Origin of the sequence: Shigella sp. FC1967 (assembly GCF_001743005.1) — a bacterium.
In the GTDB taxonomy this organism is placed as follows: domain Bacteria; phylum Pseudomonadota; class Gammaproteobacteria; order Enterobacterales; family Enterobacteriaceae; genus Proteus.
In genome coordinates this window covers 1-316 of sequence record NZ_MIIZ01000030.1, presented here as the reverse complement: position 1 = coordinate 316, position 316 = coordinate 1, and the positions used below count along the sequence as shown (strand labels likewise).

Below are 316 nucleotides of genomic sequence, written 5' to 3'. Positions count from 1 at the left end.
ACCCCAGTGAACGTGTTTCGTTTTGGGGGCAAAGCCCCCCCGTCAAGCGAAGCGTCTGACCACCACATTTTTGAGCGACCAAATACAGGGGCGAAAAAAGGGGGTGGTCAGACGAACGCAGTGAGTTTGACGGGCTTGGGTGAATGGTTTTTTCTCAGGCGTCCAGCCGAAGAAAATAGCCAGAGGGCGGAGCCTTATGTCATTCATTTTCGTCCAGAAATGAGTGGCATTGATACTGAAAGTATCATGGGGTGCAAGTTAGTAAAACTATGATTCTACCCATTATTTCACCCGTTATTCTGCCCGTTATACCTAA

General features: G+C 48.4%; 1 protein-coding gene. It reads left to right on the top strand.

Annotated features, from left to right (window positions below; all coding sequences use genetic code 11):
* The coding region (locus BHE89_RS24115; protein ID WP_216080957.1) for a hypothetical protein at positions 1–273 on the top strand (273 nt) is incomplete at its 5' end.
* Positions 274–316: the final 43 nt, after the last annotated feature.